This is a genomic window from Pseudomonas nitroreducens, assembly GCF_014204515.1.
GTDB classification, from domain to species: Bacteria; Pseudomonadota; Gammaproteobacteria; order Pseudomonadales; family Pseudomonadaceae; genus Pseudomonas; species Pseudomonas nitritireducens_A.
This window is the reverse complement of record NZ_JACHLI010000011.1, coordinates 73619-97146: the sequence shown is the minus strand read 5'-3', so window position 1 is coordinate 97146 and position 23528 is coordinate 73619. Positions and strand designations below refer to the sequence as shown.

Here is a 23528-nt window from a genome sequence, read left to right as displayed (position 1 = left end):
AAGCCACCCGGCGCGGGCGGCCATCGGGGCGGACCGTCCGCGTGGGAGTGGTCCGGCAAGCTTAGCGGCTTTGCCCGGCAGGGCTCTGCCTCAGGTCAAGCGGGGGCGTGCTCGGCCAGCCAGCCCTCCAGCAGCAGGGCGGCGGCCAGGGCGTCCACCGGGCGCTCGCGGTAACCATCGCGCTGGCCCTGGGCCAGGCGCTCGCCCTTGGCGGCGTAAGTGGTCAGGCGTTCGTCGTGGGTGTGCACCGGCAGGTTGTAGCGGCCATTGAGGCGGCGGGCGAATTTCTCGGCGCGTTCGCTCATCTCGCTGGGGGTGCCGTCCATGTTCAGCGGCAGGCCGACGACGATGGCGTCGGGCTGCCATTCCTTGATCAGGGCTTCGACGCGGTTCCAGTCCGGCACGCCGTTCTGCGCCTTGAGCACGCAGAGTTCGCGGGCCTGGCCGGTGATGGCCTGGCCGACGGCGACGCCGATCTGCTTGGTGCCGTAGTCGAATCCCAGGAGCAGGCGCAGGGGTTTGCTGCTGCTCATCAGGCGTGCCCGGCCTGGGCGGTGAGCAGGCTGAGGTTGACCCCCAGGCGCTCGGCGGCGGCCGACAGGCGCTGCTCGGCCGGCACCTCGAAGAGCACCGCCGGGTCGGCGGGGCAGGTCAGCCAGGCGTTGTCGGCCAGCTCGGCTTCCAGCTGGCCGGCTTCCCAGCCGGCGTAGCCGAGGGTGATCAGGTGCTGGGCCGGGCCGCTGCCCTCGGCGATGGCGAACAGCACGTCCTGGGAGGTGGACAGCGACAGCTCGCCCAGCTCCAGGGTGGCCTGGTAACTGCGCCCGGCGGGGTGCAGGACGAAGCCGCGGTCGGTCTGCACCGGGCCGCCGTTATAGATGGTCATGCCCTGGCAGCGTACCGGCGGCAGTTCGTCCGGGCGCAGCTGTTCGAGCACGTCGGCCAGGCTCAGGCCGCTGGGGCGGTTGATGATCAGGCCCATGGCGCCCTGCTCGTTGTGTTCCACGAGGTAGGTCACCGTCTGGGCAAAGTTGGAGTCCGCCATGTGCGGCATGGCGATCAGGAAATGGTGCTTGAGGTAGCTGGCGGCTGTGCTTTTCATGCCGGCTAGTGTCAGGCCTGGGGCGCAAAGGGACAAGACTTGAAAGTGTCACCTGACGCCACAGGCGCGCCGGCTTACTTGCTGGACAGGCGGTCGCCGCGCTCGAAGCGCCAGGTGCGGATGATTTCCAGGCGGTCGATGTCGTTCAGATCGCCGGAGAACGGCGCGAAGGGCGCGGCCAGGCGCACGATGCGCTGGGCGGCCTGGTCGAGCAGGGGCTGGCCGGAGGATTCGAGGACCTGCACTTCATACAGCGAGCCGTCGCGGTTGATCGACACCAGCAGCCGCAGGTTGCCGTAGATGCGCTGGCGACGGGCCTCGTCGGGGTAGTTGAGGTTGCCGATGCGCTCGATCTTCTTGCGCCACTCCTCTTTATACCAGGCGCCCTTGTCGCGCATGGTCGAAGCGGCGCTCAGGCGGTGGATGCGCGGGCGCTTGGCGTAGGCCTGCTGGTCGCGGGCGAGGTCGGCTTCCAGGCTGGAGATTTCCGCCGAGAGCTGGGCCGAGTCGAACTGCGGCGCCGGCTTGGCGACGGTCTCGGCCTTGGGCGTCTGCTGCTTGGTCTGCACCTTGTCCGGGCGCGGAGTGCGGGTGGCGACGGCGGCCTTGGGCGCTTCCGGGCTCTTGGCCTGGCGCGGGGTGGCCGGCGGGGCGACCTTCTTCACCTCGGTGTCCTGGAACGGCGCCTGCTCGGTGGTCTTGGGGATCGCCTTGTGTTCCAGGGTGCCGCTGCCCTGCTGGTTCATCTGCGCGAGGTAGTCGGCTTTTTCCGGCGCCTTGTCGCTCTTGAAGCTGGCCAGGGTGATTTCCAGCGTCTTGCTCAGCTGGCTGGGGCTGGGCATGGTGAAGCCCACGCCCAGCAGGAAGGCCACGTGCAGGATGGCCGCAACGAACAGGGTGAAACCCAGACGGTCCGCCGGGCGGACGCCGGAGGACACGGGGAAGTCTTGGTGGGTTGCAGCGTTCATTGCGGGTCACTGGGCCAAAGTGGGCGAGAGTCTGCCGACGAGGCTTATAAAAGTCTATGACGCACTGCGCGCCTTGAGCTTTTCATCGATGACTGCCATCAGCCTCTCACCGATGCGGGTGTCGTAGGCCGCATCGATCTCGCGGATGCAGGTCGGGCTGGTCACGTTGATCTCGGTGAGGTTCTCGCCGATCACGTCGAGGCCGACGAACAGCAGGCCGCGCTTGCGCAGCTCCGGGCCGACCTGGGCGGCGATCCAGCGGTCGCGCTCGGTCAGCGGCTGGGCCACGCCACGGCCGCCGGCGGCGAGGTTGCCGCGGGTCTCGCCCTGCGCCGGGATGCGCGCCAGGCAGTATTCCACCGGCTCGCCGTCGATCATCAGGATGCGCTTGTCGCCGTCCTTGATGGCCGGCAGGTAGCGCTGCGCCATGACCTGTTCCTGGCCGTGGCGGGTCAGGGTTTCGAGGATCACCGAGAGGTTCGGGTCGCCTTCACGGTGGCGGAAGATCATCGATCCGCCCATGCCATCCAGGGGTTTGAGAATGATGTCACGATGCTGTGATGCAAACTCGCGCAGAATGTCGGACCGGCGGCTCACCACCGTCGGCGGCGCGCATTGCGGGAACAGCGTGGCGAAGTATTTCTCGTTGCAGTCACGCAGGCTCTGCGGCTTGTTGACCACGAGGGTACCGGCGGCTTCGGCCTGCTCCAGCAGGTAGGTGGAGTAGACGAACTCGTTGTCGAAGGGCGGGTCCTTGCGCATCAGGATCACGTCCAGCTCCGACAGCGGCTGGTCGACTTCGTCCTCCAGCTCGAACCAGTGGGCCGGATCGTAGAACACCTTGAGCGGACGCATGCGGCCGCGGGCGACGTTCTCCTTCTGGTAAAGATCCTGCTGTTCCATATAGAACAGTTGCCAGCCACGGGCCTGGGCTGCCAGCAGCATCGCCAGCGAGCTGTCCTTCTTGAAGCTGATCTGCGCGATGGGGTCCATCACGATCCCGAGGCGTACGCTCATGGGATGTCCTCCTGGGGGAATCTCTGGGCTTGGGGCTGCGACGAGAAGCCGCGCCGCAAAGGCTGAAAATGGACGCTCAGGGTGGCGCTGGATGTGCGCTCGGTCAAGGAAAAAGCCTGCGCGTTCGGGGTCTTATGGCCTGATTTTGCTGGGCGTGGTAAAGATTCTGACGATTGTGGTAAAAGGTTCCCACGATTGGGTCGCAGCCCGACGGTGGCAGGGCGCTTGCGCACTGAAATAAAAAGCGGAAAAACGACTCACCGAGATGGTAAGGGCGAACATGGAACAGCATTCCGACGGTTTGAAAGTAATGGTGATCGACGATTCCAAGACGATTCGTCGCACGGCTGAAACCCTGCTGAAGAAAGTCGGCTGCGATGTCATCACGGCCATCGACGGCTTCGATGCGCTGGCCAAGATCGCCGATACCCATCCGAGCATCATCTTCGTCGACATCATGATGCCGCGCCTGGATGGCTATCAGACCTGCGCCCTGATCAAGAACAACAGTGCCTTCAAATCCACGCCGGTGATCATGCTGTCCTCCAAGGACGGTCTGTTCGACAAGGCCAAGGGTCGCATCGTCGGTTCCGATCAGTACCTCACCAAGCCTTTCAGCAAGGAAGAACTGCTCGGCGCGATCAAGACCCATGTGCCCGACTTCACCCCGGTGGAGCACGCTTCCTGAAGTCCGGCGCAAGCGCCGGTGACGCCTATTCCGTATGGGGACCACAATGGCTCGAATTCTGATTGTTGATGACTCGCCGACCGAGATGTACAAGCTGACCGCGATGCTGGAAAAGCACTCGCACCAGGTACTCAAGGCCGAAAACGGCGCCGATGGCGTGGCCCTGGCTCGCCAGGAGAAGCCCGACGTCGTCCTGATGGACATCGTCATGCCCGGCCTGAACGGCTTCCAGGCCACCCGCCAGCTGTCCAAGGACCCGGAAACCAGCGCGATTCCGGTGATCATCGTCACCACCAAGGACCAGGAGACCGACAAGGTCTGGGGCAAGCGCCAGGGCGCTCGCGACTACCTGACCAAGCCGGTGGACGAAGAGACGCTGCTCAAGACCATCCAATCGGTGCTGGCCGGCTGATCCAGCCCGACCACACGTACTGCACATAATTATTAGAGAAGGCCAGGGCCGGCATGGCGGAAGTCCAGAGTCCTTTCGAGGTTCTCGTCCAGATCGATCAGCGCTGTCGCCAGCTGGCCGCGGGTCTGCCCGCCCAGCGCGAGGTGGTGCAGAGCTGGAACGGCATCGGCTTTCGCATGGCTGGGCGCCTGTTCGTGGCACCCATGGGGGAGGTCGGCGAGGTTCTTCACGAGCCGCGCTACACACTGCTGCCCGGCGTCCGTGACTGGGTGAAGGGGGTAGCCAACGTGCGCGGCCGCCTGTTGCCGATCATGGACCTGTGCGGCTTCCTCGGCGCGGAGCTTTCGCCCCTGCGCAAACAGCGGCGCGTGCTCGTCGTGGAACACCAGGAAGTCTTCGCCGGCCTCATCGTCGATGAGGTATTCGGCATGCAGCACTTTCCGGTGGACACCTTCTCCGAGCAGCTGCCGCCGCTGGAAGCGGTCCTGCAACCCTTTATCCATGGCGTCTTCCACCGGGAGCAACCCTGGCTCGTGTTCAGCCCGCATGCGCTGGCTCAGCACCCCGGGCTCCTGGACGTCGCCAGCTAGAGTTTGACCGGTTGGGCCGGCATTGCCGGCCCTTGTTGTGACATGGAATTCGTAATCGTGGTGGGTCCAGGCGGGGGCCGAATATGAAAAATATAAAGGCAGGCAGTCTTTTCTCGGGTGCGCGTAGCAGCTCGCTGATCCTCGGACTCTTCGCAGTCCTGGTGGTGGCGATCGTTCTGCTGTTCGCCAACTTCGCATACCTGAACAAGCAGGCGGACCACGACAAACAGTACATCGGCCATGCCGGCGAACTGCGCGTGCTGTCCCAGCGTATCGCCAAGAACGCCACGGAAGCCGCGGCGGGCAAGGCGGAGGCGTTCAAGCTGCTGAAAGAGGCGCGCAACGACTTCGAGAAACGCTGGAACATCCTGACCAAGGGTGACGAAAGCACCGGCCTGCCGCCCAGCCCCGATTCGGTACAGCCGCAGATGGCGGACGTGCAGAAGGACTGGGACACCCTTCGCAAGAACGCCGACTCCATCCTCGCCAGCGAACAGACCGTCCTGTCCCTGCACCAGGTGGCCGCGACCCTCGCCGAGACCATCCCGCAGCTGCAGGTGGAGTACGAAGAGGTCGTCGACATCCTGCTGGAGAACGGCGCCCCGGCCGACCAGGTCGCGGTAGCCCAGCGCCAGTCGCTGCTGGCCGAACGTATCCTCGGCTCGGTGAACAAGGTGCTCGCCGGTGACGAGAACTCCGTGCAGGCCGCCGACAGCTTCGGCCGTGACGCCAGCCTGTTCGGCCGCGTGCTCAAGGGCATGAAGGACGGCAACGCGGCGATGAGCATCTCCAAGGTGACCAACGCCGAAGCGGTGGATCGCCTCAACGAGATCGCCGAGCTCTTCGAATTCGTCTCCGGCTCGGTGGACGAGATCCTCGAGACCTCGCCGGAACTGTTCCAGGTCCGGGAAGCCGCCAACACCATCTTCGGCGGTTCGCAGGTCCTGCTGGACAAGGCTTCCAGCCTCGCCGCCGGCTTCGAGAACCTGGCCGAGGGCCGGGTGTTCAACCAGGTCGCCAGCGTCGCCCTGGGTATCATCGTGCTGGGCGCGATCATCCTCATCGGTCTGGTGATGGTGCGTGAAACCAACCGCCGACTGGCCGAGACCGCCGAGAAGAACGAACGCAACCAGGCGGCGATTCTGCGACTGCTCGACGAGATCGCCGACCTCGCCGACGGTGACCTGACGGTGGCCGCGACGGTAACCGAGGACTTCACCGGTGCCATCGCCGACTCCATCAACTACTCCATCGACCAGCTCCGCGAGCTGGTGGAAACCATCAACCTGACCGCCGTGCAGGTGGCCGCCGCCGCCCAGGAAACCCAGGCCACCGCCATGCACCTGGCCGAGGCTTCCGAGCACCAGGCCCAGGAAATCGCCGGCGCCTCCGCGGCGATCAACGAAATGGCCGTGTCCATTGACCAGGTATCGGCGAACGCCTCCGAGTCCTCGGCGGTAGCGGAACGTTCCGTAGCCATCGCCAACAAGGGCAACGAAGTGGTGCACAACACCATCACCGGCATGGACAACATCCGTGAGCAGATCCAGGACACCTCCAAGCGGATCAAGCGCCTGGGTGAATCGTCCCAGGAGATCGGTGACATCGTAAGCCTGATCAACGACATTGCCGACCAGACCAACATCCTCGCCCTGAACGCCGCGATCCAGGCGTCCATGGCCGGTGATGCGGGCCGTGGCTTCGCCGTGGTAGCGGACGAAGTACAGCGCCTGGCGGAACGTTCCTCGGCGGCGACCAAGCAGATCGAGGCGCTGGTGAAGACCATTCAGACCGACACCAACGAAGCGGTGATCTCGATGGAACAGACCACCTCCGAGGTGGTGCGCGGTGCGCGCCTGGCGCAGGACGCCGGTGTGTCCCTGGAAGAGATCGAGAAGGTATCCAAGACCCTGGCTGCGTTGATCCAGAACATCTCCAACGCCGCCCGTCAGCAGGCCTCCTCCGCCGGCCACATTTCCAACACCATGAACGTGATCCAGGAGATCACCTCGCAGACCTCCGCCGGTACCACCGCCACCGCGCGCAGCATTGGCAACCTGGCCAAGATGGCCGGCGAGATGCGCCATTCCGTATCCGGCTTCAAACTGCCGGACACCGCCGAACAGGCCTGAGCAGAGGAGGTGCGCTGCTCTTAGCCGGGTAGCGCACGACAATCTTGAGCGAGGGGCGCGACATGCAGGCAAGTGGCGTCTGGTCGTTGCAGCCGTTGGCCGACATGTCGGCCGCGGACTTCCGCGACTGGCAGGCACTGTTGGAAGACCGCACCGGCGTCGTGGTCAACGAGCAACGCCGTGCCTTCCTGCAGACCAGCCTGGGCGCGCGGATGCGCGAACTGGGCATCGCCGACTACGGCACCTATTACCGCCAGGTCACCGATGGCCCGCGCGGCGCCGTGGAATGGTCGAACCTGCTGGACCGCCTCACCGTTCAGGAAACCCGTTTCTTTCGCCACAAGGCGTCCTTCGACGCGCTGGAGCGCTACCTGCGCCAGCGCCTGGAGGAGGTCGGCCCGAACCGGCCGCTGGCCTTGTGGAGCGTCGGCTGTTCCAGCGGCGAGGAGCCCTACTCCCTCGCCATGGTGACCGCCAGGGTACTGGAAGACGCAGGTCTGCCGCCGTTGTTCGGCGTGACCGGCACCGACATCAGCCTCAATGCCCTGAACCGGGCGCGCGAGGCGAGCTACGCGGCACGCAAGCTGGAAGACATCGCCCCGGAACTGGTCACGCGCTACTTCAGCGCGCAGGATGACGGTCGATACGCAGTGATACCCGATCTCGCCGGGCGCGTCTGTTGCACCCGGCTGAATGTGCTGGAACTGGCCAAGGCGCCAATGTCCGGCATGGACGTGATTTTTTGCCAGAACCTGCTGATCTATTTCCGCCGCTGGCGGCGGCGGGACATCCTCAACCGCCTGGCCGAACGCCTGGCGCCGGGGGGACTGCTGGTGATCGGCGTGGGCGAGGTGGCCGACTGGCAGCACCCGCTCCTCGAACCGGTCGCCGATGAGCGCGTTCTGGCTTTTACCCGGAAGGGATGACACAGACACATGAGTGGAGTGGCTATGGGTGATCGGCACGATTATGTCGCCCTGGAATGGGTAAAAGGCGAGATTGCCGAAACGCTCAAGCAGGCGCGGCAGGCCCTCGAATCCTACGTCGAGAATCCCCAGGACCCGACGCGGATGGGCTTTTGCCTGGCCTACGTCCACCAGGTGCGCGGCACCCTGCAGATGGTGGAGTTCTACGGCGCGGCCCTGCTCGCCGAGGAAATGGAGTACCTGGCCCAGGCGCTGATCGACGGCAAGGTCTCCAGCCAGAGCGAAGCGCTGGAAGTGCTGATGCAGGCCATCCTGCAGCTGCCGGCCTACCTGGAGCGCATCCAGAGCGCCCGCCGCGACCTGCCGCTGGTGGTGTTGCCGCTGCTCAATGACCTGCGTACCGCCCGCGGCGAGAAGCTGCTGTCGGAAACCAGCCTGTTCTCCCCCGACCTCTCCCAGACCTCCCCGGTGCTGCCGGTGGACGCCCTGGCGCGGCTGCGCACCGCCGAACTGCCGGCGCTGCTGCGCAAGTTGCGGCAGATGCTGCAGGTCGCCCTGGTCGGGGTCATCCGCAACCAGGACCTGCCGACCAACCTGGGCTACCTGGCGCGTGTCTTCGCCCGCCTGGAGTCGCTGTGCAAGGACGCCCCGCTGGGCCGTCTGTGGGTGATCGCCTCGGCGATGATCGAAGGCCTGGCCAACGGCAGCATCGCCAACGGCACCTCGGTGCGTAACCTGCTGCGCCAGGTCGACCGCGAGTTCAAGCGCCTGGTCGACGAAGGCGCCGACGCCATGAACCAGCCGGCGCCGGACGAACTGATCAAGAACCTGCTGTTCTACGTGGCCAAGGCCTCCGACCAGTCGCCGCGCGTGCGTGCGGTGAAGGACGAGTACCGCCTGGACGACGCCCTGCCGGGCGCCGCCCTGGTGGACGAGGAGCGCGCCCGTCTTGCCGGCCCCGATCGCGACGCCATGCGCTCGGTCGTCGGCGCGCTGTGCGAGGAACTGGTGCGGGTCAAGGACAGCCTCGACCTGTTCGTGCGCAGCGACCGCAGCGGCGTCAGCGAACTGGGCAGCCTGCTGGCACCGCTCAAGCAGATCGCCGACACCCTCGCCGTGCTGGGCTTCGGCCAGCCGCGCAAGGTCATCCTCGACCAGATCGATGTGGTCAGCGCGCTCGCCCACGGCCAGCGCGAGCCCAACGACGCCACCCTGATGGATGTCGCCGGGGCGCTGCTGTATGTCGAAGCCACCCTCGCCGGCATGGTCGGCCCGAGCGAAGAGCCGGGCAGCGAAGAGAACGTCCTGCCGACCACCGACGTCGAGCAGATCCACCAGGTGGTGATCAAGGAAGCGCGCAACGGCCTGGAACTGGCCAAGGACGCGATCATCGAGTTCATCGCCTCGCAGTGGAACCACGAGCACCTGGCCCGCGTGCCGGAGCTGCTGACCCAGGTTCGCGGCGGCCTGGCGATGATCTCCCAGGAACGTGCAGCGAAACTGCTGGAAAACTGCAATCGCTACATCCAGGAACAACTGCTGGTGCGCCAGGCTGTGCCGGACTGGCACAGCCTGGACACCCTGGCCGACGCCATCACCAGCGTCGAGTACTACCTCGAACGCCTGTCCGAGGACCACAGCACCCAAGGCGACGTGATCCTCGACGTCGCCGAGGAAAGCCTGGACAGCCTGGGCTACTCGCTCAAGCCGCGTCCGTCGATCCTCGATGCCGAGCCGCAAGCCCATGTGCCGGCCCCGCTGGACAACCCGCTGGACGAGATCGACGTGCTGGCCGCCGAGCCGCTGGCCGAGCCGACCGCCGCGGTGCCGGTGGAAGACGTGCCCGAACTGGCTGCGCCGGTGGAAATCGCTGACAGCCTCGAACCTGCTGCCATTGAGGAACTCCAGGCCGAGCTTGCCCAGTCCGAAGCGGCTGAAAGCGAAGCGCTGGACGCCGGGCTGGCCGAACCCGCTGCGCCTCAATCCGACGAATTCATCCTCGACCTCGCCGACCTCGATACACCCAAGGCCGCCGACAGCGAAGACAGCTTCACCTTCGAAACCCTGGAGCCGCTGGTCGAGCCGACCGCGCCGCAGGAGTCCTTCGAACTGCCGAGCGACCTCGACGCCAACGCCGAGGCAGAAGTGCAGCCCAGCGCCGAGGCCGAGCAGAACTTCAGCTTCGAACCCCTGGAGCTGGACAGCGGCCTGCCTGCCACCGAGCCAAGCGCCGACCTGGGCGCCTGGACTCTCGACGATATCGAGCCGCTGGCTGCCGCTCCGCTCGCAGCCGAACTGGCCGATCTGGCCGCGCCCGCCGCGACCCTGGAGCCGGAAAGCCTCAGCTGGGACATCGAGCTGGAGCCGGCCGCGCCGATCACCGACACCACCCTGGCCGACGAAGGCTGGTCGCTGGACGACAGCCACAAGGCCGAGAGCATCGAGTTCAGCCTCGACTCCCTGGGCGACGCAGCCGCCCCGGCGCCGGTCGATGAGCTGACCTGGAGCCTGGACGACGCCGCTCCGCTGGCCGAGGCGCCCGCCCTCGACGAGCCCACCGAGGCCGGCACCGCCGCGGTTGCCGGGCAGCCCTGGGAAAACCTGGACCTCGCCAGCCCGCTGAGCGAAGCGCCGGCCGCCCCGCAGGCACTCGACGATTTCACCGCTCCAGCCACCCTGGAGGCCGCTCCGGCCCCGGTGGACGAACTGGCCTGGGACATGGAAGCGCTCACCCCGGCCGGCGACCAGCCCGCCGAGGAAGACTGGTTCAGCATCGACCTGAGCCAGCCGGCCGCCGACTCCCCTGCGCCTTCGCTGGAGCTGGACGAACACTTCGCCAGCCTCGAACCCGCACCGCTCACCACCCTGGAGTCGCTGGACGACCTCAGCCTCGACGCCCAGCCGGTGAGCGATGAGCTGCCCGTGGCGGAAGCCGAACTGGTCAGCGACGACAACTGGACCCTGGGCGAGCTGAGCGAGCCGAGCGCGCTGGACGCTGGCGTCGACCTCAGTCTCGATGCCCCGCTGGAGCCGCTGGCCGAGGCTCCCGCCCTGCCGGCAGAAGCCTGGAGCGACGCGAACATCGCCGCGCTGGACCTGCCGGAAGTCGAGCTGCCCAGCCCGCCGGCCGAGCCCGAGCCGGTTGCCGAGGCAGCGGCCAAGCCGTTGTCCCTGGCCGAAGTCATGGCCGCCCCGGTGCAGGCGATCAACCCGCCGGCCCAGGACGTACCGCCCAGCCTGCTGCCGCCGCCCGCCGACGAAGAGCCGATCGACGAAGAACTTCGCGAGGTCTTCATCGAGGAAGCCGGCGAAGTGCTGGAAGCTATCGGCGAGCACCTGCCGACCTGGCTGGCCAACACCGATGACCGTGACTCGCTGACCGAGATCCGCCGCGCCTTCCATACCCTCAAGGGCAGTGGCCGGATGGTCCGCGCGCTGGTCATCGGCGAGCTGGCCTGGTCCATCGAGAACCTGCTCAATCGCGTGCTCGACCGCAGCATCGCCGCCTCGCCGGCCGTGCTGCAGGTGGTGCAGGACGTGGTCGCGCTGATGCCCGAGCTGGTCGAGGAATACGCCGCCAGCGCCCAGCGCCAGCGCGACGACGTCGACCGTCTGGCCGCCACCGCCCATGCCCTGGCCAAGGGCCAGCCGGTGCCGCCGCCCGGTGGCGGGTTGCCGGAAGCCGAGCTCGCGGCGCAGGACCAGGACATCACCCCGGAACTGGCCGATGTCCAGGCGATTGCCGCGCAAGCGGCCGATGAAGGCCTCGACGACAGCCTCGATCCGCAGTTGCTGGAGATCTTCCGCAACGAGGCCGAAGCTCACCTGGAAACCCTGGTCGGCTTCCTCGCCGACTGCGCGCAGCAGCTGCCGCAGCCGGTGACCGATGACCTGCAGCGTGCCCTGCATACGCTCAAGGGCAGCGCGCACATGGCCGGCATCCTGCCGATCGCCGAAATCGCCACGCCGCTGGAGCGGCTGGTGAAGGAATTCAAGACCAACCTGCTGCAGGTCGACCTGCGCGAGGCCGAGCTGCTGCATGCTGCCGAAGGCCTGTTCCGCGTCGGCCTCGACCAACTGGTGCAGGGCCGTCCGCTGGCGCCCATCGAGGGCAGCCCGGAGCTGCTGGCGCGCATCGCGCAGATCCACCAGGAGCGCCTGGAGGCTGCCGAGGCCAAGCGTCGCGGCGAAAGCGGCGAAGGCAGTGGCAACGACCCGCACCTGATCGGCATGTTCCTCGCCGAGGGCATGGACATCCTGCTCGACGCCGAGGACCTGCTGCGCCGCTGGCGCGAACACCCGCAGGAGCGCCAGGAGCTGGGCGCCCTGCATGACGAGCTGGAAACCCTCAGCCGCGGCGCACAGATGGCCGAGCTGCCGCAGATGGCGGAACTCGCCGATGCCCTGCTGGCGGTCTATGGCGCCGTGCGCCAGGGTCGCCTGGAGACCGGCGAAGCCTTCTTCAGCGCCGCCGAGACCGCCCACGAGGCGCTGATCGGCATGATGGACCAGGTGGCGGCCGCGCTGCAGGTGAGTGCCCGTCCGGAACAGGTTGAAGCACTGCATCGCCTGCTCGACGCACCGGCCCCCGAACTGGCCGCGGAAGAGGCGCCGGATGCGCTGGACGTCGAATTCGTCGACCTGGAAAACCTGACCGCCGAAGATTTCCCGGCCGAGGACGACGAGTTCCTCCTCGACAGCCGCCCGGTGGACGACGACAACCTGCCCGACGGCCTGAGCTGGTCGCCGCGCAATGACAACGATGGTGCCCCGCGCGGCGCCGCCGACGATGACGACGATGACGTCATCACCGCCGAGACCCCGCACGCCCATCCCGCGCCGCAAGCGCCGCGGGCACTGGACGAGGAAATGGTGGCGATCTTCCTCGAAGAGGCGGTGGACATCCTGGACAACGCCGGCCAAGCGCTGGAGCAGTGGCTGGCCTCGCCGGCGGGACTGGCTGCGCTCTCGACCCTGCAGCGCGACCTGCACACCCTCAAGGGTGGCGCGCGCATGGCGGAAATCCGCGAGATCGGCGACCTTTCCCACGAACTCGAATCGCTCTATGAAGGCCTGCTGGACCACCGCTTCCAGCACAGCCAGCCGCTGGGCGAGCTGTTGCGCACCTGCCATGACCGCCTGGCCACCCAGCTCGACCAGCTGCAGGCCGGCCAGCCGCTGACCGATCCGGCCGACCTGGTGCAGACCATCCGCACCTTCCGCCAGAACCCGGCTGCCGGCCTCGCCGCGCCGCAGGCCCTGGCCGCACAGCCGGAGCAGGAGGCGGTTGCTGAAGAGGAGGCCGTCGAGCAGTTGCAGGTCAGCGAAGTACTCATCGAACTGGAGCTGCCCGCCGAGGCCGCGCCGGAGGCAGACGCCGCCGAAGAGAGCGGTGTTGCCGATCTCGAGGCCATCGACCTCGAGCGCATCGACCTCGACAGCGCAGACGTCGGAAGCATCGACCTCGACAGCCTCGATGCAGAAGATGCCGCCACCCCGGTGGCGGCCGAGCCGGAGCCGCAGGCACCGACAGAAGACCTCGAACTGCAGGCCTTCCTCGAACAGGCCGAAGCCGAGGTCGCCGAGCAGCAGTCCAGCGAAGCCGAGGCCATCGAGCCGGCCGCTGCCGCTGCTGACGCCACGGGCGTGCAGGACAGCGAGTACGAGCTGGACGCCGACCGCGACCAGGAACTGGTGGAAATCTTCCTCGAAGAGGGCTTCGACATCCTCGAAAGCTCCTCCGCCGCCCTGCATCGCTGGATGGAAAACCCCGACAACAGCGTCGCCCTGGAGGCACTGCAGCGGGACCTGCACACCCTCAAGGGCGGCGCGCGGATGGCCGAGATCCGCCCCATCGGCGACCTCGCCCACGAACTGGAATTCCTCTACGAAGGCCTCTGCGGTGGGCGCCTGCGCGCCAGTCCGACGCTCTTCCAGCTGCTCCAGCGTTGCCACGACCGGCTCGCCGAGATGCTCGAAGCCGTCCAGCAGCATCGTCGGGTGCCGGGAGGTGAATCGCTGATCGACGCGATCCGCCGATTTCGCGCCAACCCCGAAGAACAACTGAGCATCCCCAGCAGCGTCAGCCTGCAGGCGATCAGCTCCAGCCAGTCCGCGGCGGAAGGCCCGGAAGCCGACATCCTGGATATCTTCCTGGAAGAGGCCGACGACCTGCTCGAAGGCATGGAACAGGCCCTGGGCCGCTGGGACGCCGAACGCGAGAACGGCGCGCTGGACGAACTGCTGCGCATCCTCCACACCCTCAAGGGCGGTGCGCGCCTGGCTGGCCAGTCGAGCCTGGGCGATCTCGCCCACGACCTCGAACAGCACCTGGGCGAAGCCCAGCAGCAGGGCGCGCCCTGGCCGGAAAGCCTGTTGCTGGACGTGCAGTCCGGCTTCGAAGGCCTGCAGGCCGAGGTCGACCAGCTGCGCCTGCACCTGGGCGAAGTCGAGGTTGCCGAGTTGGACAGCGAGCCGGAGCCGCTGCCGGTCGAAGAGCCGGCCCCGCCGAGTCTGCCGGCGCTGCCCGAAGCCATCATGGCCGCCGCCACGCCGCAGCGCGTCGATGCGCCGGTGGTGCTGCCGTTTGTCCGCCGCGCCCAGGAAGCCGCCCAGGAAGCCGCTGCGCGCCGCGCGCCGCAGGAACTGGTGAAGGTGCCCGCGCAACTGCTCGAAGGCCTGGTCAACCTCGCCGGTGAGACCTCGATCTTCCGCGGTCGCGTCGAGCAGCAGGTGAGCGACGTCGGTTCGACCCTGGGCGAGATGGACGCCACCATCGAGCGGGTTCGCGACCAGCTGCGCCGCCTCGATACCGAGACCCAGGCGCAGATTCTCTCGCGCCACCAGGCCGACGCCGAACGCGCCGGCTACGAAGAGTTCGACCCGCTGGAAATGGACCGCTACTCGCAGCTGCAGCAGCTCTCCCGTGCACTGTTCGAGTCTGCGTCCGACCTGTTCGACCTCAAGGAAACCCTGGCCGCCAAGAACCGCGACGCCGAGACCCTGCTGCTGCAACAGGCACGGGTCAACACCGAGCTGCAGGAAGGCCTGATGCGCACCCGCATGGTGCCCTTCGACCGCCTGGTGCCGCGTCTGCGCCGCATCGTCCGCCAGGTGGCGAGCGAGCTGGGCAAGCAGGTGGAATTCGTGGTCAGCAACGCCGAAGGCGAGATGGACCGCACCGTGCTCGAACGCATCGTCGCGCCGCTGGAACACATGCTGCGCAACGCCGTCGACCATGGCATCGAGTCCGGTGACGCGCGCCGCAGCGCCGGCAAGCCGGAGCAGGGCACCATCCGCCTGACCCTGGGCCGCGAGGGTGGCGACATCCTCCTGACCCTGGCCGACGACGGTGCCGGCATCCGCCTGGAAGCGGTGCGGCGCAAGGCCATCGAGCGCGGCCTGATGGCCGAGGACAGCGAGCTGAACGACCACGAGGTGCTGCAGTTCATCCTCGAGGCCGGCTTCAGTACCGCCGAGAAGGTCACGCAGATTTCCGGCCGTGGCGTGGGCATGGACGTGGTGAACTCCGAGGTGAAACAGCTCGGCGGTTCCATGAGCATTCACTCTGCCGTCGGCGAAGGCACCCGCTTCGATATCCGCCTGCCGTTCACCGTGTCGGTGAACCGCGCGCTGATGGTGCTTTCCGGCGAGGACCTGTACGCCCTGCCGCTGAACACCATCGAGGGCATCGTGCGGGTTTCGCCCTACGAGCTGGAAGCGCTCTACGAGCAGGCCGCCGCCGACGAATCCGGCGCCGCGCCGCGCTTCGAGTACGCCGGCCAGAGCTATGAACTGAAATACCTCGGCGATCTGCTCAACAACGGCCAGCATCCCAAGCTGGTCGGCCAGTCGCTGCCGTTGCCGGTGATCCTGGTGCGCTCGGCGGACCACGCCGTGGCGGTGCAGGTGGATGCCCTGGCCGGCTCGCGCGAGATCGTGGTGAAGAGCCTCGGTGCGCAGTTCGCCGGCGTCAGCGGCATCTCCGGCGCGACCATCCTGGGTGACGGCCGCGTGGTGGTGATTCTCGACCTGCTGGCGACCATCCGCGTGCTCCACGCCCAGCTCGTCCAGCACGCCCCGCGCCGCCAGCTGGCCGGCCCGAGCGTGGCGGAGCTCGAGCACCAGCGGCCGACCCTGGTCATGGTGGTGGACGACTCGGTCACCGTGCGCAAGGTCACCAGCCGCCTGCTGGAGCGCAACGGCATGAACGTGCTCACCGCCAAGGACGGGGTGGACGCCATCGCCCAGCTGCAGGAGCACAAGCCCGATATCATGCTGCTGGACATCGAGATGCCGCGCATGGACGGTTTCGAGGTGGCCACCCTGGTGCGCCACGACGAACAGCTGAAGGACCTGCCGATCATCATGATTACCTCCCGTACCGGCGAGAAGCACCGCGACCGCGCCCTGGCCATCGGCGTCAACCAGTACCTGGGCAAGCCGTACCAGGAATCCGAGCTGCTGGAGAGCATCCAGCAGCTGGTGAAATCCCATGTCTGAGCAGAGCACGCCGCGTATCGCGGTAATCGCCGACACCTCGCTGCAGCGCCATGTGCTGGCCCAGGCCCTGGCCGGCCATGGCTACCAGGTGGTGCTCAACGCCGACCCGGCGCGCCTGGAAAGCGAGCAGCTGGACGCCTGCGACACCGACCTGTGGCTGGTGGACCTGGCCCAGCAGGAAGACTCGCCGCTGGTGGACAACCTGCTGGAACAGTCGCGGGTGCCCGTGCTGTTCGGCGAAGGCCATGCCCCGGAGCGTCACTCCGAACACTACCCGCGCTGGGAACGGCGGCTGGTGTCCAAGCTGCGCAAGCTGGTGGGCGACCCCAGCGCCGGCGTCGGCCGCAGCCTCGCCGCGCTGCTCGACGAAGCGCAGCGCCCGACCCGCGTGGCGTTGCCTGACGATCTCGCCGCTTCACCGCTCAAGGCCGGCGAGCCGGCCGCGCAGGTCTGGCTGCTGGCCGCCTCCCTGGGTGGCCCGGCGGCGGTGAAGACCTTCCTCGATGCGCTGCCCGGCGGCCTGCCGGTGGGCTTCCTGTATGCCCAGCACATCGATGCATCCTTCGAAGCCAACCTGCCGCAGGCCGTCGGCCGTCACAGCCAGTGGCACGTCAACAGCGTGCGCGATGGCGACCCGGTGCGCTGCGGCGAAGTGGTGGTAGTGCCGATCAGCCGCGAGCTGGGCTTCGACGATTCGGCGCGGATGCACGTGCAGGATCGTGGCTGGCCCGAGCCCTACAGCCCGTCCATCGACCAGATGATGCTCAACCTCGCCCAGCAGTATGGCGAGCGTTGTGGCGTGATCGTCTTCAGCGGCATGTGCAGCGACGGCAGCGCCGCCGCGGCCTACGTGCGCCGCCAGGGCGCGCCGATCTGGACCCAGCGCGCCGACAGCTGCGCCTGCTCGAGCATGCCCGACAGCCTGCGCGAAGGCGGCTACAGCACCCTCTCCGGCGACCCGCGCGAGCTCGCGGCGGCGCTGGTCAACCACCTTGCCGAGCAATGCGTCGGCGCAGTCACGCAGTGAGATAACGCCCCATGAGTGATCTCCCCGTCGCCAATGCCGGCGTTGCTTCCACCACGGCGGCCAACGCCGCTCCCAGCAGCCTGACCGCGCTGCTGGTGCCGCTGGCCGACCGCAACCTGCTGCTGCCCAACGTGGCGGTGGCCGAGCTGATCACCTACCGCGCCCCGCACCCGGTGGACGGCCTGCCGTCCTGGTACCTGGGCCAGGTGGCCTGGCGCGACCTGCGCCTGCCGCTGCTGTCGTTCGAAGCGGCCTCCGACGGCCAGGCCGAAGTCAGCCCCGGTGCGCGGGTTATCGTGGTCAACGCCCTGGGCGGGCGGCCCAATGTGAAATTCTTCGCGCTGCTGGTGCAGGGCATCCCGCGTTCGGTGAAGGTCGGCAGCGACCTCAAGCGCGCCGACGTGCCGCTGGCGCCGCTGGAACTGGACGCCGTGGACCTGGGCGACGCCCAGGCACGCATCCCCGACCTGGCCGCGCTGGAGCAGAAGCTCGCCGATTCCGGCCTGATCTGATTCGCTGTACCGGCGCCGGGCCTGGCAGGCCGGCGCCTTCGCCCTGGCTGTTGAGATTCCCATGACCCTGTTCTTCGCCGCCCTGCTGTTCGGCATCGTCTTCTGCCTGTCTCCCGGTGCGGTGCTCGCCGAAACACTGCGCCGTGGCCTCAAGGGCGGCTTCCGCCCGGCGCTGCTGGTGCAGTTCGGCTCACTGATCGGTGACGCGGTGTGGGCATTGATCGGCCTCACCGGGCTGGCGCTGTTGTTCGGTCATGAAACCCTGCGCCTGCCGCTGACCCTGGCCAGTGCCGCCTACCTGGCCTGGCTGGGCGTGCAGAGCCTGCGCGATGCCCGTGCGGTCGGCGTGGTGGAGGAGGGCGAGCCCGGCGATCACCACGCCGGGGCCTTCGCCTCCGGGGCCATGCTGTCGCTGTCGAACCCGAAGAACATCGTCTACTGGGGCGCCCTGGGCGGCGCCATGGCAGGGCTGGTCAACGGTGTCCCGACGTTGGCGGATTCCCTGGTGTTCTTCGCCGGCTTCATGACCGCTTCGGTGCTCTGCTGCTTCCTCTGCGCGGCGCTGGTGGACTGGCTGCGGCGCAACGCTTCGCCACGTTGGCACCGGGTCAGCCATGTGCTGTGCGGCGTGGTCCTGCTGGTGCTGGCGGGGTTGGCGCTGCGCGGGATCTGAGCGGCGGCGTCCGGGCGGTTCGCGAGCAAGCTCGCTCCTACAAAGAGCGCTCCGTGCTTTCCGGCTGCTGTAGGAGCGAGCTTGCTCGCGAACCTGCCGGGCATCGGCGCTGCCGGTTTTCCCTCACCCCAGCCCTCTCCCTCGGGGAGAGGGAGCTGACCGTGCCAGCTGACACTCTGGTTTCCAGTTGCTGCGAACGGTCCGCTCTCCCTCGGGAAAGGCTAGGGGCTTCCAACCCCGCGCACCGAACTGGACCTGAGCGTAGGGCGCATAACGCGCCAGCGTTATCCGCCACGGAGTATCTGGCGGATAACCTGTTCCAGGTTATGCGCCCTACGACTCCGTTAGAAATCGCCCCAGAGCTGCTGCGCCACGCTCAGCGCCACTACCGGAGCGGTCTCGGTGCGCAGCACGCGTGGCCCCAGTCGGGCGGCGTGGAAGCCGGCGTTCTTGGCCTGCTCCACTTCCGCTTCGCTCAAGCCGCCTTCCGGGCCGATCAGGAAGGCCAGGCTCTGCGGCTTGTCGTGGCTGGTCAGCGGCTCGGCCACCGGGTGCAGCACCAGCTTGAGCTGGGCCTCGCAGCTTTCCAGCCAGTCGGCGAGGGTGACCGGTGGGTTGAGCAACGGCAGCACCGAGCGCCCGCACTGCTCGCAGGCGCTGATCGCTACCTGACGCCAGTGGGCCATGCGCTTGTCGGCGCGTTCGTCCTTCAGGCGCACTTCGCAGCGCTCGCTGACGATCGGGGTGATCTCGCTGGCGCCCAGTTCGGTGGCTTTCTGGATCGCCCAGTCCATGCGCTCGCCGCGGGACAGGCCCTGGCCCAGGTGCACGCGCAGCGGCGATTCGGCCTGGCCGTCGAAGGCTTCGCGCAGTTCCACGCGGACGTTCTTCTTGCCCACCTCGATCAGCTCGCCGAGGTATTCGCGGCCCGAGCCGTCGAACAACTGCACGGCGTCGCCGGCGCCATGGCGCAGCACGCGGCCGATGTAGTGGGCCTGGGCTTCGGGCAGCTCGTGCTGGCCGAGGGAGAGCGGGGCGTCGATGAAGAAGCGGGAGAGGCGCATTTTCTTGGGCTTCAGGCTACAGGCGGCAGGCTACAGGCCGGGTAGTGTATCGCCTGCAGCCTGTCGCCTGAAGCCTGCCGCCGCTGTCAGCCCGGATCGCGGTGCTCGGGGAAGCGCTCGCTGACCGCCACGCTGACGCTGTCGCGGGTGGCGATGTCGATGCCTTCGCTGGCCACTTCGGCGAGGAAGTCGATCTGCTCGGGGGTGATGATGTACGGCGGCAGGAAGTACACCACGCTGCCCAGCGGGCGCAGCAGCGCGCCGCGCTCCAGGCCGTGCTGGAAGACCTTGAGGCCGCGGCGTTCCTGCCAGGGGTAGGCGGTTTTCGTCGCCTTGTCCTGGACCATCTCGATGGCGAGGATCATGCCGGTCTGGCGGATTTCCGAGACGTGCGGATGGTCGGCCAGGTGCGCGGTGGCGCTGGCCATCTTCGCCGCCAGGGCCTTGTTGGCCTCGATGACGTTGTCCTGCTCGAAGATGTCCAGGGTCGCCAGGGCGGCGGCGCAGGCCAGCGGGTTGCCGGTGTAGGTGTGCGAGTGGAGGAAGGCACGCAGGGTGGCGTAGTCGTCGTAGAACGCCTGGTAGACCTTGTCGGTGGTGAGCACCGCGGACATTGCCAGGTAGCCGCCGGTGAGGGCCTTGGACAGCACCAGGAAGTCCGGGGTGATGTCGGCCTGCTCGCAGGCGAACATTGTCCCGGTGCGGCCGAAGCCGACGGCGATCTCGTCGTGGATCAGGTGCACGCCGTAGCGGTCGCAGGCTTCGCGCAGCAGCCTGAGGTAGATCGGGTGGTACATGCGCATGCCGCCGGCGCCCTGTACCAGTGGTTCGACGATCACCGCGGCGACTTCCTTGTGGTGCTGCTCCAGGGCCTGCTCCATGGCGGCGAACATCGTCCGCGAGTGCTCTTCCCAGCTCACGCCCTCGGGGCGCAGGTAGCAGTCGGGGGTCGGCACCTTGATGGTGTCCATCAGCAGCGACTTGTAGGTCTCGGTGAACAGCGCGACGTCGCCCACCGACATCGCTGCCACGGTTTCGCCGTGGTAGCTGTTGGTCAGGGTGATGAAGCGCTTCTTCTCCGGCTGGCCGAGGTTCTGCCAGTAGTGGTAGCTCATCTTCAGCGCCACTTCGATGCCGGCCGAGCCGCTGTCGGCGTAGAACACCCGCGAGAATCCGGCGGGCGCCAGGCGCAGCAGGCGTTCGGACAGCTCGATCACCGGCTGATGGCTGAAGCCGGCGAGGATCACGTGCTCCAGCTGGTCCACCTGGTCCTTGATGCGCTGGTTGATGCGCGGGTTGGCGTGGCCGAAGACGTTGACCCACCAGGAGCTGACGGCATCGAGGTAGCGCTTGCCTTCGAAGTCCTCCAGCCAGATGCCCTCGCCGCGGCGGATCGGGATCACCGGCAGGCGCTCGTGGTCTTTCATCTGGGTGCAGGGGTGCCACAGCACCTGGAGATCGCGCTGCATCCACTCGGCATTCAGGCCCATGGGCTGCTCCTTTATCTGGCGGCTCGTCTTGGGGGCGACTTGCCCGGGTCGGGCAAGCCTATGCAATGCATCTGAGATGAACAAGGACACGTCCTACGACACATGCCGTAGGCAGCCGACCAAGACGGCTATTCGGCTTTCGGGCGCTCACGTATGCTTCGCGCCTTTGCACCGATTCGGGGAAGTCTGGCGATGAAAATGGGATGGCTGCGCGCTGCCGCGTTGCTTGCTCTGGGGGTGTTCAGCGTGGTGGCGCTGGGCAAGGACAAACAGCCGACGGCCATCGTGGTCGGTGGCGGACTCGCCGGCCTCTCCGCGGCCTACGAGCTGCAGCAGGCGGGCTGGCAGGTCACCCTGCTGGAAGCCAAGCCGCAGGTGGGCGGCCGTTCGGGCCTGGCCACCAGCGAGTGGATCGGCAACAAGAAGGTCCAGCCGACCCTCAACGGCTATCTGGATACCCTGAAGGTCAATTCGGTGCCGGCGCCGGAATTCGTCCGCACCCCCAGCTACCTGATCGACGGCGTCTACTACAGCAGCGCCGACCTGAAGACGAAGATGCCGGCCGTCGCGGCCGATCTGGATCGCTTCGAGAAGTCGCTGAACGAGCTGTCCGCCTCCATCGACGACCCGCTCAATCCGCTGGCTACCAAGACCCTGTTCGCCCTCGACCAGCTCACCGCCGCGCGCTGGCTGGACAAGCTGAACCTGTCCCCGACCGCGCGCCTGCTGGTCAACCAGCGCATCCGCTCGCACTACGACGAGCCGTCGCGCCTGTCGCTGCTCTACCTCGCCCAGCAGGGCCGGGTGTACCGCGGCGTCGATGACCGCGACCTGCGCGCCTCCCGTCTGCCCGGCGGCAGCCAGGTGCTGGCCCAGGCCTTCGTCAAGCAGATCAAGACCATCAAGACCAACGCCAAGGTCACCTCGATCAGCCAGGACAAGGACGGCGTGACCGTCAAGGTCGGCGCCACCGGCTACACCGCCGACTACCTGGTGCTCGCCGTGCCGCTGCGCGCGCTGGGCGGCATCACCCTGACCCCGAGCCTGAACGAGAAGCAGCAGGCTGCGCTCAAGGCCACCAACTACGGTTGGCGCGATCAGATCCTGATGAAGTTCAAGCGCCCGGTGTGGGACGACAAGACCCGCCTCTCCGGCGAGATCTACAGCGACCAGGGCCTGGGCATGATCTGGGTCGAGCCCGCGGCCAAGGGCGGCGTCAACGTGCTGATCAACCTCTCCGGCGACAACGCCCGGGTGATGCAGGCCTTCGGCGACCGCCAGCTCTCCGAGCAGGTGCTGATCCGCATGAACAAGTACTACCCGAAGATGCGCGGCGCCTACGACGGCTATGAAATGCGGCGCTACAGCACCGACGCCGGCACCGGCGGTTCCTACCTGGCCTACGGTCCGGGCCAGATCAGCCGCTTCTGGCGCGTCTGGGAGACCCCGGTGTCCCGCGTCGCCTTCGCCGGCGAGCACACCGATGCGCTCTATCCGGGCACCATCGAGGGCGCCCTGCGCAGCGGCAAGCGCGCCGCCAGCCAGGTCCGCGACCTGTACGCCGGCAAGACGCCGGTGCTCGAAGGCAAGGCGATGGTCGCCGACAGCAAGCCGGCCGCCACCGAGCAGCCGGCCGAGAAGGGCGAGAAGAAGGGCATCATGTCCTGGCTGCCGTTCTGACCTGAGTCGCTTCAACGACAATGCCGGCGAAAGCCGGCATTGTCGTTTCCGGGCTCTGGAACGGACGTTTCAGCGCGGACCTATCTTGTCAGTCGATGTTTCAAAGCAGATTTTTCTGCTTTTATTCGATGGATTTGCCGCTAGGCTTGAGACTCTGTTTTTTCAAGGACGTGATCGATGCAATGGCGTAATTCCCCCGCTCGCTACGGACTGGTCAGCCTGTTCCTGCACTGGGGCAGTGCGCTGGTGGTCTTCGGCCTGTTCGGCCTGGGCCTGTGGATGCGCGAGCTGGACTACTACGACACCTGGTACCACCGCGCCCCGGAAATCCACAAGAGCATCGGCATCCTCCTGGCCATTGCCCTGATCGTGCGCGTGCTCTGGCGCTTCATCAGCCCGGCGCCGTCGACCCCGCCCAACCACGGCAACCTGACCCGCCTGGCCACCAAGCTCGGCCACCTGGCGCTCTATGGCCTGCTGTTCGCCGTGATCATCGCCGGCTACCTGATCTCCACCGCCGAGGGCAAACCCATCAGCGTGTTCGGCTGGTTCGACGTGCCCGCCACCCTCAGCGGCATCACCGATCAGGCCGACATCGCCGGCGCGATCCATCTCTATCTGGCCTGGACCCTGGTGGTGCTGGCCGTGCTGCACGCCCTGGCGGCGTTCAAACACCATTTCTTCGACCGCGATGCGACCCTGGTGCGCATGCTCGGTCGTGCCGCGAAATAACACCTCACCCCAA

At 67.2% G+C, this 23528-nt stretch carries 17 protein-coding genes; 11 read left to right on the top strand and 6 right to left on the bottom strand.

What is annotated here, in order from left to right; genetic code table 11:
• Window positions 1–95: 95 nt before the first annotated feature.
• From ruvX to gshB, 4 genes are all read right to left on the bottom strand, one after another.
• On the bottom strand, window positions 96–533 hold the full coding sequence (ruvX, locus tag HNP46_RS15565; RefSeq protein WP_184590441.1) for a Holliday junction resolvase RuvX: 438 nt from the start codon (window positions 531–533) through the stop codon (window positions 96–98).
• Window positions 533–1102 (bottom strand): YqgE/AlgH family protein, encoded by a 570-nt coding sequence (locus tag HNP46_RS15560; RefSeq protein WP_184590439.1) that lies wholly within the window; start codon window positions 1100–1102, stop codon window positions 533–535. The genes ruvX and HNP46_RS15560 overlap by 1 nt, the downstream gene beginning before the upstream one ends.
• A 74-nt stretch (window positions 1103–1176) precedes the next feature.
• On the bottom strand, window positions 1177–2070 hold the full coding sequence (locus HNP46_RS15555; protein WP_184590437.1) for an energy transducer TonB: 894 nt from the start codon (window positions 2068–2070) through the stop codon (window positions 1177–1179).
• Between the two features lie 54 nt (window positions 2071–2124).
• A complete protein-coding gene (gene gshB, locus HNP46_RS15550; protein ID WP_184590435.1) occupies window positions 2125–3087 on the bottom strand; it encodes a glutathione synthase in 963 nt (320 codons plus the stop codon).
• Between the two features lie 280 nt (window positions 3088–3367).
• On the opposite strand from gshB, the gene pilG reads away from it, so the two are divergent.
• The 9 genes from pilG (at window position 3368) to HNP46_RS15505 (ending at window position 18549) form a co-directional block, all read left to right on the top strand.
• Window positions 3368–3775, top strand: a complete 408-nt coding sequence (gene pilG, locus HNP46_RS15545; protein ID WP_015475142.1) for a twitching motility response regulator PilG — start codon at window positions 3368–3370, stop codon at window positions 3773–3775.
• Window positions 3776–3821: 46 nt separating this feature from the next.
• Window positions 3822–4187: a twitching motility response regulator PilH gene (pilH, locus tag HNP46_RS15540; protein ID WP_184590433.1), complete on the top strand. Its 366-nt coding sequence runs from the start codon at window positions 3822–3824 to the stop codon at window positions 4185–4187.
• Window positions 4188–4240: 53 nt separating this feature from the next.
• Window positions 4241–4777 carry a chemotaxis protein CheW gene (locus HNP46_RS15535; protein ID WP_184590431.1) on the top strand — a complete coding sequence of 179 codons (537 nt, stop codon included), beginning with the start codon at window positions 4241–4243 and terminating at the stop codon, window positions 4775–4777.
• 83 nt (window positions 4778–4860) lie between these two features.
• The gene (locus HNP46_RS15530) at window positions 4861–6909 is read left to right on the top strand and encodes a methyl-accepting chemotaxis protein (RefSeq protein ID WP_184590429.1); all 2049 of its coding nucleotides are present in this window, start codon (window positions 4861–4863) and stop codon (window positions 6907–6909) included.
• 62 nt (window positions 6910–6971) lie between these two features.
• Window positions 6972–7835, top strand: coding sequence for a protein-glutamate O-methyltransferase (locus tag HNP46_RS15525; protein WP_184590427.1), 864 nt, complete (start codon window positions 6972–6974; stop codon window positions 7833–7835).
• Between the two features lie 24 nt (window positions 7836–7859).
• Window positions 7860–16337, top strand: coding sequence for an Hpt domain-containing protein (locus HNP46_RS15520; RefSeq protein WP_184590425.1), 8478 nt, complete (start codon window positions 7860–7862; stop codon window positions 16335–16337).
• Window positions 16330–17364 carry a chemotaxis protein CheB gene (locus HNP46_RS15515; RefSeq protein ID WP_184590423.1) on the top strand — a complete coding sequence of 345 codons (1035 nt, stop codon included), beginning with the start codon at window positions 16330–16332 and terminating at the stop codon, window positions 17362–17364. Before HNP46_RS15520 ends, HNP46_RS15515 begins: the two co-directional genes overlap by 8 nt.
• 11 nt (window positions 17365–17375) lie before the next feature.
• Window positions 17376–17876 (top strand): chemotaxis protein CheW, encoded by a 501-nt coding sequence (locus HNP46_RS15510; RefSeq protein ID WP_184590422.1) that lies wholly within the window; start codon window positions 17376–17378, stop codon window positions 17874–17876.
• A 61-nt stretch (window positions 17877–17937) separates the two neighbouring features.
• A complete protein-coding gene (locus HNP46_RS15505) occupies window positions 17938–18549 on the top strand; it encodes a LysE family translocator (RefSeq protein WP_184590420.1) in 612 nt (203 codons plus the stop codon).
• 344 nt (window positions 18550–18893) lie between these two features.
• On the opposite strand, the gene HNP46_RS15500 is transcribed toward HNP46_RS15505, so the two are convergent.
• Window positions 18894–19613, bottom strand: coding sequence for a 16S rRNA (uracil(1498)-N(3))-methyltransferase (locus tag HNP46_RS15500; protein WP_184590418.1), 720 nt, complete (start codon window positions 19611–19613; stop codon window positions 18894–18896).
• A gap of 86 nt (window positions 19614–19699) precedes the next feature.
• Window positions 19700–21103: an adenosylmethionine--8-amino-7-oxononanoate transaminase gene (locus tag HNP46_RS15495; protein ID WP_184590416.1), complete on the bottom strand. Its 1404-nt coding sequence runs from the start codon at window positions 21101–21103 to the stop codon at window positions 19700–19702.
• 192 nt (window positions 21104–21295) lie between these two features.
• Here HNP46_RS15495 and HNP46_RS15490 point away from each other — a divergent pair, with 192 nt between their 5' ends.
• Window positions 21296–22783: a flavin monoamine oxidase family protein gene (locus HNP46_RS15490; protein ID WP_184590414.1), complete on the top strand. Its 1488-nt coding sequence runs from the start codon at window positions 21296–21298 to the stop codon at window positions 22781–22783.
• Between the two features lie 177 nt (window positions 22784–22960).
• Window positions 22961–23515, top strand: a complete 555-nt coding sequence (locus HNP46_RS15485; RefSeq protein ID WP_184590412.1) for a cytochrome b — start codon at window positions 22961–22963, stop codon at window positions 23513–23515.
• Window positions 23516–23528 lie beyond the last annotated feature (13 nt).